9 protein-coding genes are annotated in these 8,971 nt (G+C 73.6%); 2 read left to right on the top strand and 7 right to left on the bottom strand.

Features of this window, described 5'->3' with window-relative positions; genetic code table 11:
• Nucleotides 1–453, top strand: a 453-nt coding sequence (locus tag ACJ73U_RS48390) for an Nramp family divalent metal transporter (protein ID WP_407784576.1), incomplete at its 5' end; no start/stop codon positions are given.
• 3 nt (nt 454–456) lie between these two features.
• Here the strand turns inward: ACJ73U_RS48390 and ACJ73U_RS48385 are convergent.
• The 7 genes from ACJ73U_RS48385 to ACJ73U_RS48355 all read right to left on the bottom strand — a co-directional run bounded on the left by ACJ73U_RS48385 (nt 457) and on the right by ACJ73U_RS48355 (nt 8,075).
• Nucleotides 457–885, bottom strand: coding sequence for a DUF4383 domain-containing protein (locus ACJ73U_RS48385; protein WP_407784575.1), 429 nt, complete (start codon nt 883–885; stop codon nt 457–459).
• A 59-nt stretch (nt 886–944) separates the two neighbouring features.
• On the bottom strand, nt 945–2,552 hold the full coding sequence (locus tag ACJ73U_RS48380) for a thiamine pyrophosphate-binding protein (RefSeq protein WP_407784574.1): 1,608 nt from the start codon (nt 2,550–2,552) through the stop codon (nt 945–947).
• On the bottom strand, nt 2,549–3,319 hold the full coding sequence (locus tag ACJ73U_RS48375) for a cyclase family protein (protein WP_407784573.1): 771 nt from the start codon (nt 3,317–3,319) through the stop codon (nt 2,549–2,551). The genes ACJ73U_RS48380 and ACJ73U_RS48375 overlap by 4 nt, the downstream gene beginning before the upstream one ends.
• A 10-nt stretch (nt 3,320–3,329) precedes the next feature.
• Nucleotides 3,330–4,430: an alkaline phosphatase family protein gene (locus ACJ73U_RS48370; protein WP_407784572.1), complete on the bottom strand. Its 1,101-nt coding sequence runs from the start codon at nt 4,428–4,430 to the stop codon at nt 3,330–3,332.
• Nucleotides 4,423–6,516: a phage holin family protein gene (locus tag ACJ73U_RS48365; RefSeq protein WP_407784571.1), complete on the bottom strand. Its 2,094-nt coding sequence runs from the start codon at nt 6,514–6,516 to the stop codon at nt 4,423–4,425. Before ACJ73U_RS48365 ends, ACJ73U_RS48370 begins: the two co-directional genes overlap by 8 nt.
• Entirely contained in the window at nt 6,500–7,123 is a 624-nt protein-coding gene (locus ACJ73U_RS48360) for a DedA family protein (RefSeq protein ID WP_407784570.1), read from the bottom strand. Before ACJ73U_RS48360 ends, ACJ73U_RS48365 begins: the two co-directional genes overlap by 17 nt.
• Nucleotides 7,124–7,271: 148 nt before the next feature.
• Entirely contained in the window at nt 7,272–8,075 is an 804-nt protein-coding gene (locus ACJ73U_RS48355; protein ID WP_407784569.1) for an MBL fold metallo-hydrolase, read from the bottom strand.
• A gap of 254 nt (nt 8,076–8,329) precedes the next feature.
• Between ACJ73U_RS48355 and ACJ73U_RS48350 the strand changes: the two genes are divergently transcribed.
• The coding region (locus ACJ73U_RS48350) for an asparagine synthetase B family protein (protein WP_407784577.1) at nt 8,330–8,971 on the top strand (642 nt) is incomplete at its 3' end.

The raw sequence follows: 8,971 nt of genomic DNA, 5'->3' as shown, positions 1-8,971 counted from the left end.
GGCTCGCTCGAGGGTGCGCACGCGACGCTGACGCCGCTGCTCGGCGGCGCGGCGAGCACGTTGTTCGCGATCGCGCTGCTGGCGTCGGGCCTCTCGAGCTCGGCGATCGGGACGCTCGCGGGCCAGGTCGTGATGCAGGGCTTCATCAACCGTCGCATCCCGCTGTTCCTGCGCCGACGCCTGCCGCTCGTCGTGCGGCGGCTGGTGACCATGACACCCGCGCTGCTGCTGCTCGGCTCGGGTGTCGACCCAACCCGGGCCCTGGTGCTCAGCCAGGTGGTGCTGTCGTTCGGCATCCCGTTCGCGCTGGTGCCGCTGGTGTGGCTCACCCGTCGGCGCGACGTCATGGGCGAGTTCACCAACCGGCGGGTGACCACGCTCTGCGGGGCCGCCGTGGCCGCGGTGGTCTCCGCGCTGAACATCTTCCTGCTGGTGCGGACCGTGGTCGGCTGAGCCCTACACCTGGTGCTCCTGCCGCGGCGTGCGCATGCGGACGGTGAAGACGTAGCCGCAGACGACGGCGGTCAGGGCGTAGAGGCCGACGTTCCACCACGTGAGGTTCAGCGGGTCGCCGGAGCCGGGGAACACGCGGGCGACGACACCGAACACGGTCAACACGGTGAACGCCACCATGGCGACCGTGCCGAACACGCTCGGCACCCGCCGCACCGCGGCGACGGTCGCCGCCAGTCCCACGAACGTGTGAATGATGTTGAGCAGGGTGCTGACGCCGAACACGCCGAGCATCCGTACCGGCTCCTCATACCCGAACGTGCCCCACCCGGCGGTCGCGAAGCCCACGATGGCGAGAACGAGGTAAACCACGCCGATGACCAGCACGATCGTGCGGGCTCGGCGCGAGGCCTGGGAGATTGTCGAGGTCATCCTCGCGTATTCCCGACGGATCGGGACGAAAACCGACCGCCCCCAATGCTGTGGTTCGGCTAGCCGAAGGCGTCCGCGAGCCACCAGGAGCCGCCGTCGTCGGTGATCTTGGCGTCGATCAGCAGCGGCCGGTCGCGCGGGCCGTCCAGCCAGGCCGTGACCCCGTCGAGGTCGGCGACCGTGCGGACGGTCAGGCCCGCGCAGCCGAAGCCCTCGCCCAGCGCGGCCAGGTCGGTGTCCGGGAAGGTGACCGTCGACAGGTCGGCGTCGCGGCCGAAGTGGTGGATCTCCGCGCCGTAGGCCGCGTCGTCGTAGACCACGACGACCAGCGGGATGCCCAGGCGCACCGCGGTTTCCAGCTCGGCGACGCCCATGAGGAACCCGCCGTCGCCGAGCGCGGCCACGGACAGGCGGTCCGGCCGAGCCAGGGCGGCGCCGACCGCGGTGGCCAGGCCGAGACCGATGGACTGGAACGCCTGCGTGAAGCAGAACCCGTACTGGTCCGGCACGGACAGGTACGCGCTCGGGTACCCCATGAAGTTCCCGGAGTCCACGGACACCACCCGCGCGGGCGGCAGCAGGTCGTCGAGGCGGGCGCTCAGCGTCCGCGGGTCGATGCGGTCCGCTGTGGACGCGTCGTCGTGCGGCACGTCGCGCCACCGCACCGGGCCCGGCGGCGCGGTGCGGTAGCCGTCCTGTGTGGACCCGCCCAGCGCCGTGCGGACGTCACGGGCCGTCTGCGCCGCGTCGCCGACCACGCCGAGGTCGACGCGGTTGTGGGCGCCGAACGCGGCCGGGTCCACGTCCACCTGGGCCACCGTGCCGCCCAGCAGCCTGCCGCGCCTGGTCGTCCAGTTGTTGAGGGCGCAGCCCCAGCCGACGACGAGGTCGGCGTCCGCGATCAGCTCGGCGGTCCGCGGCGACGCGAACCCGCCGGAGATGCCCAGCGACCACGGCGAGCCGGCGAAGAGCCCGTGCGCGACCGCCGAGGTGGCCAGCAACGCGCCGGCGGCGTCGGCCAGCGCACGCAGTTCCGGGCCGGCGTGGCGGGCGCCCCGGCCGGCCACGAACACCGGCCGCCGCGCGGCACGCAACGCGGCCACCAGGGCGGCCACCGCGTCGGCGTGGGGCCGAACAGGTTGTGGCGCAACGGGAACCGCGGCCGGTGCCGGCTCGGCCGGCGCCGCCTGCACGTCCAGCGGCAGGTTCAGCACCACGGTCCGCCGCTCGTGCACGGCCGTCCGGTACGCGCGCACGGTGTCCGCGACGGCCGACGCGGGTGAGTGCACCCGCTCGGCCACCGCGCCCACGGCGGTGATCGCGGCGTCCTGGTCGACGCGGAAGTTCGCGGTGACCGCCGAGCCGGCGGTGTCGGCGGTCAGCACCAGCAGCGGGGTCCGGCTCTTCGCGGCCTCCGTGATGCCGGTCAGCGCGTTCGTGAACCCGCAGCCCTGGTGCAGCGAGACGGCGGCGAGCCGGTCGCTCATCCGCGCGTAGGCGTCGGCCATGACCGTGGCGCCGCACTCGTGCCGGGCGGCCACGAACGGCACACCGCCCGCCCGCAGGGCGTTGGTCACCACGAAGTTGCCGCTGCCGACCACGCCGAACGCCTGCGCCACACCGAGTTCCGCGAGCGTGCGGCCCACGAGGTCCGCGGTGGTGGTCACCGCTCGACCAGCGCGTACACCCGCGCCGGGCTGCCGGACCCGCCGACGATGGGCAGCGGCGAGACCACCAGCACGGCCCCGGTCGGCGGCAGCGACGCGAGGTTCCGCAACTGGGTCAGCCCCATCTTCCCGGCGCCCAGGAAGTAGTGGTGGCAGGGGAAAGCCGGCTCGAACCCGTGCGCGGCGCCGGCGTCCGTGCCGACCGTCTCCACCCCGAGGCCGACGAGCGGCGTCTCCTCGGCCAGCCACCGCGCGCACTCGGGTGAGATCCCGGGCGTGTGCGACCCGGTCTCGTCGGCGTTGAGGAACCGCGCGGCGTCCGCGGACCGCTCGTCCCAGCCGGTGCGCAGCAGCAGCCAGCCGGCGGGCAGGTCGCCGTGTGCCGCCGTCCACTCCCTGACGTCGTCGGTGGACAGCAGGAAGTCCGGGTTCGCCGCCGCCCGCGCCGACATGTCGACCACGACCGCGGGCGCGACCAGCCGGTCGAGGGGGAGCTGTGACACGTCGGCGCCGTCCTTGCCGGACACCCAGTGCACGGGCGCGTCCACGTGCGTGCCGGTGTGCTCGCCGGTGTGGATGTCGTTCCAGTACCAGCCGGGTCCGGCCGCGTCGTAGCGGCTGATCAGCTCCAGCGAGAACGGGATGGTGTTCGCGAAGGGCGGCGGGAGTTGGAGGATCGGCGTCTCGGCCGACAGTGGCGCGGTCAGGTCGACGACCTCGACCCGCCCCGTGGTGATCGCGTCGAGCAGGTCCGTGAGCAGCGGCATGGGCGCAGGTCTACCGCACCCCGCGGGCCACGAGCAACGGCACGAGCCGCTCCGCCGGGGTGAGCGAGCCGTGCTGGCCGACCATCCGCGACAGGCTCGCCTCCGCCTTCGAGCGGATCACCCCGGACGTGCCGCGCGCGGCCGCCACCACGTCGCCGATCCGGTCGGCGAACCGGGGCGAGACGGGACCGAACCAGCCCTCGTCGACCGCCTGCTCCCGCGACACGGTCCACGCCGCGTCGCCGAGCACGGACCGCCACGCCGCGAGCACGTCCGCCGCCGCGCCCGGCTCGGCGTGCACGTGGCGGGCCCGCGGCTCGCCGGTCAGCGTCCGCACGCCCGCGCGCAGGTCCGGGTGCGTGTCCGCGTCGACCGGGTGATCCATGGTCACCATGCCGTGGTCGCCGGTCACCGCGAGCAGGGCGTCCTCGGGCAGCCGCGCGGCGACGGTCTCCACCAGGCGGTCCACCTGCGCCAGCTGGAGCCGCCACGGGAGTGAACCGGGCCCGTACACGTGCCCCATGGCGTCGAGGTCGGCGTGGTAGCCGTACACCAGCCGCCGCCCCGGCGCCGCCAGCGCCGTCAGCACCTCGGCGGCCAGGTCCCCGAACGCGTGCGCGCCGACGTAGTCGCCACCCCGCAGCACGGCCCTGGTCAGCCCGGACCCCCGGAACCGCGGCTGGGACACCACGGTCACGCCGATCCCCGCGGCCGCCGCCCGCTCGAACACCGTCTCGGCCGGCTGCACCGACTCCGGCACCCACGACTCCCGCAGGTCCACCTTCCCCTGTGTGCCGTGCTCGGTCCACCGCAGCGTGTCCATCACGACCTCGTCGGACAGCCGCAGCGACGTGCCCAGCAGCCCGTGCGCGCCCGGCGGCAGACCCGTGCCCAGCGAGGCGAGGCTGGTCGCGGTGCTGGACGGGAATCCCACGGTGAGCGGCCCGGCGTCCGGGAGGGCGGACAGGAAGGGCGCGTCGGTGGCGTGCGCGGCCAGCAGCTCGGACCCGAGGCCGTCGACCAGCAGCAGCGCGACCGCACGTGCCGGCTCCAGCCCGAACCCGCCGTTCAGCAGGCCCGGCAGGACCTCGGCCAGGGTGTGGTCAGTCATGGACCAGCTCGGCCTCCGGCTCGGGTACGGGGTGGCCCAGGTGGGTCAGCCAGTCCCGAACCACCTGGTGCAGCCGTTCGGCGCCGTCGATCTCGCCGGGTGCCGGCAGCTCCGCCGGGTACATCAGGAAACCGCGGGTCTGGCCGCCGCCCAGCCCGCCGTGCGAGCCGACGTGCGTCTCGAACGGCGACGCCTCGTCGGTGATCTCGTTGTACCGGCTGTTGATGATGATGTCGGGGCAGTGCTCGAACGCGTCGGTGCGCCGGACGAGGTCCGCGGCGTGGCGGCCGTACCCGGCCAGCGGGTCCTCGCCGGTGACCGCGTCGCCGCCGGTCGCGTCCAGCCTGCGCACGCCGTCCCGGCCCAGCACCACCGGGCCCGACCGGGCGCTGCGGACCAGCATGAACCCGACGCCGGGGTGGTCGACCAGCGCGGGCAGCAGGTCGGGGAACTCGCGCTCGATCGTCTCGAGGTCCACCCGGCCGGCGTGCTCGGTGAACGACACCATCGCGATGTGCCCGGACACCACCACGACCACCCCGGGGGCCGCGCGGGCCACCCCGGCCGGACGGCCCTCGGCGGTGCGGTGCCGGTCCGGCGTGGTCGCCCGCGCCGACCGCCGCCGCAACGCCAGCGCGATGGGCCCGGAGCCCGTGGACGCCTCCGCCATGGCCGCGCCCAGCTGCCACGCCTCCCGGTGCGGCTCGCGCCTGCCGCCCGTGGGCGGGTCGCCGCCGCACAGCCGGCCGACCAGCGCCTGGATCGACTCGCCGAAGCGGTGGGTGAACGCCCAGCCCTGGGTCACGCCGTGGTCGGAGAGCACCACGAGGTGGTAGCGGCGGGGCGCGAGCCGCTCGGCCCGGTACAGCCGGCCGATCTGCTGGTCGATGGACCGGACCACGGCCAGGGCGTCGAACCGCTCGATGCCGGTGTGGTGCGCGACCTCGTCGTAGCCGAGGAAGTCCGCGTACACGACGGGCCGCCCGGCCAGCATGTCGCCGATGATCGCCGACACCACCAGGTCACGGGCGATGACCGTGGTGCCGGCACGGGCGAACGGGAAGAACGGGCCCCGCTTGACCCTCGGCCGCACCCCGGCGCGCTTCTGGCGCACCGACGCGGAGATCTCCCGCAGCACGTCGACCAGCGCGGAGCCGAACGTCCGCAGCACGTTGACCGGGTTCGCGAAGTAGGCGTAGTAGCCGGAGCCCAACGTGTCCCGCCTCCTGCCCCGGGACAGGAACGGGATGGCGCTCATGGTGAAGCTGACGTGGTCGGCGTCGCCGGTGAACAGGCCGCCGCGGGCCGCGCCGCCGCTCGCGAGCAGGCCGCGGCCGTCGGAGTGCCGGCGCTCGATCTCGGCCGCGTCGACCGGGGCCGCGCACGCCATCACGTGGTCGCGGTCCTTCTCGTACCAGCGGAAGCCGAGGATGTCGTCGTTGCTGCCGTGCAGCAGCCCGCAGACGCTCGCGCCGGTCTGCGAGCTCCAGTCGGTGTGCCAGTCGGCGAGGGCGTGGCTGCCCCGCTCGAGCCAGCGGGACAGGGTCGGCAGGTCCCCGTCGCGGATGCCGCGGCGCACGGTGTCGTAGCCGAGGCCGTCGATCTGCAGCAGCAGCACGCCGGGCGGCTCGTCGGTCCGGTCCTCGCCGTCGCGGCGGAACCGGCGGGCCGCGCGGCGGAAGAACACCTCGTCCTCGTCGATCGCGAGCAGGCTGGACACCAGCCCGGCCACCGCGGCGATGACGACCACGACGATCACGGCCGTCTCGAGGTCGGCGAGGAGGACGTCCGGCATGGCGGACGAGATGGCCAGCACGCCCGCGCCGAGCAGCAGGAACGAGCCGAGCCCGAGGACCAGCACCGCCCGGGGCGGCGCGAACCGCATGATCAGCGGCCACACCCCAGCGCTGAGCACGCCGAGGATGGCCGCGAACACGATGGGCTGCCACCAGTGCGGCAGGTCGAAGTCCTCGAGCCACAGGTCGAGCAGGTGCAGTGCGACGGCGACGAGCGCCCAGACGAGCACGAGCCTCGCGAACTCCCGGCCGCCGCGCAGCAGCCGTCCCCGGTCAGGCCCTTGTCGCATGCTCCGTCTCCCGCTTGCGTGCCCTACCGCGTTCCCGTCGCCGGGAAACGAGTCCGACGACCACCGTCACCACGAGGATGAGCGTCGTCGCGATGAGGGTAGCGACCAGCGGGTTGTCGAACAGACCGCCGCTCACCACGCCGAGCAGCGCGTACGCCACCGCCCACAGCAGGCACGCACCGGCCGCGGCCGGCACCAGGCGCCGCCACGGGTAGTCGAGCGCGCCGGCGGCGAGCAGCACGGGGATCCGGCCGGCCGGCACCATCCGCCCGATGACCACCAGCAGCCAGCCCTTCGTGGTGAACCTGTCCCGCGCGGAGGCCAGCTTCTCGGCGGACTGCCGCCGCTCGAAGAACCGGGTCATCGGCCCCCGCCCACCCCGCCCCGCGGCGAACGTGACGAGGTCACCGACGAGCGCCCCGGCCATCGCCACCAGCACGACCAGCACCAGGTTCAGCTGCCCGGTCATCGCGAGCGCCGCCCCCGCCCCGACCACCGCCCCGGTGGGGATGACCGGCACGATCGACCCGATGAGGACCCCGCCGAAGACGACCGGGTAGCCGATGGACGAAGGGTGGCTCCAGTCGATCCCGAAGATGCCGCTCATTCCGGCACCCCGGGACCGTCCGGTCCCCGCGCCGCCACCAGGGGCGCCGGGGCGCCTGACTCGGGCCGCTCGATCGCGCGTGAATGGGCGGTCTTACCGGGTGAGGAGTGGTCGTCGTGGTTCATGCTTCTCGTCCGCGCCCCCGCCCTCATTCGGGCACCGGGTCGGGGAGCCGGACGTTCTCGCCGGGCCGCGTGACCAGGACGCGCGTGGCCGAGCCGGCCTCCTCGACCGCCTCGGCGAACTCGATCGGCGGGTGTCTGAGCAGGTGACGCATGCGCCTGCCGTGCCGCCCGGGTGCCTTGGGCAGGCCGGTGACCGCGAGCGTCCCCCAGTGCACGGGGACGGCGACACGGGGCTTGAGCAGGTCGACGGCGGCGGCCGCGCGCCGCGGGTTCATGTGGCCGGGCCCCAGCGTCGGCCCCCAGCCCCAGACGGGCAGCAACGCGACGTCGAGGTCGGACAGGGCGGCCATCTCGGGGAAGAGGTCGGTGTCCCCGGCGGCGTAGACCCTGCGCCCGCCGCCCTCGATGAGGTGCCCCATGGCCTCGGCCTGCGGACCGTGGGTGAACCGCGGACCCCAGCGGTGCCCGGAGTGCTCGGCCCGCACGCCGGTGATGCGCAGGTCCCCGTGCGCCAGCTCCTCGCCGGGCGCCAGCTCGTCGACGCGGCGGATGCCCTTCGCCCGCAGCCAGTCACCGGCACCCCGGGGGACGACGACCCGGACGTGCGGGCTCAACAGCCGCAGCGAGGGCAGGTGAACGTGGTCCCCGTGCAGGTGGGAGAGCAGGACGAGATCGACATCGGCCCGGTCGGCTGCCGTCGCGGGTGACGTCACCCTGGTCAGGGCCGACACCCGGTTGGTCAGCACGGGGTCGGTCAACACGGCGTGGCCGGCCACCTCCACCCGCACGGTGGAGTGCCCGACGAACCGCAAACCAAGAGAACGCACGTCTTCGAGTATTACAAGACCGGGGCACCACCAGCACACCGGTCGATCTGTATAGCTCTTTGCATAGTCGGGTGCCTGCTCTGAGCGATGCGCGCGAGATCACAAGCGAGAGATCCGCCACGTCGCCGTCGCGCCAGGGGTGGCCCACCACGTACGACGCAACCCGAGACTCGCCCCGCACGTCTTCGCGGGAGGAGTCGTAAGGCATAGTGGGTGACCATCCCCCCATCCACAGTAGCGAGGTGAGTTCACGCGTGTGCGGTCTGCTTGGACTGGTCTGCCCGACCGAGGGACACGCGGTCGCCCGCCGGGACGCCGTTCGCGCCGCCATGCGCTGCCAGCGCCACCGCGGGCCGGACGAGACCGACACCTGGGCGCAGGGTGAGGTCGTCTACGGCTTCAACCGGCTTGGGTTCATCGACCTCGAGCACTCCCACCAGCCGCTGATCTGGGGGCCGCCGGAAAACCCGACCCGCTACACGCTCAACTTCAACGGGGAGATCTACAACTACCGCGAGCTGCGCAAGGAGCTCGCGGACCGGTTCGGCGTGCGGTACCGGACCAAGGGCGACGGCGAGGCCATCGTCGCCGCCTACCACCACCTCGGGCCCAACTCGGTGCGCAAGCTGCGTGGCATGTTCGCGTTCCTGATCTGGGACAACCAGGACAAGGTCGTCTTCGGCGCGCGGGACCCGTTCGGCATCAAGCCGCTGTACTGGTCGGGCGGCCTGGACTCCAGCCTGATCGTCGCGCTGCTGGCCGAGGCGGGCGCGAGGGACCTGCTCACCTTCAGCATCGGCTTCGAATCGCTGGGCAGCACCGAAGGTGACGAGTTCGAGTACTCGGACCTCATCGCCCGCCGGTTCGGCACCGACCACCACCGGCTGCGCGTGCCG

The organism is Actinophytocola sp., from assembly GCF_045807065.1.
Classification (GTDB): Bacteria; Actinomycetota; Actinomycetes; order Mycobacteriales; family Pseudonocardiaceae; genus Actinophytocola.
Note: the sequence above shows the minus strand (reverse complement) of the source record. Positions and strands in the feature narration are given on the sequence as shown.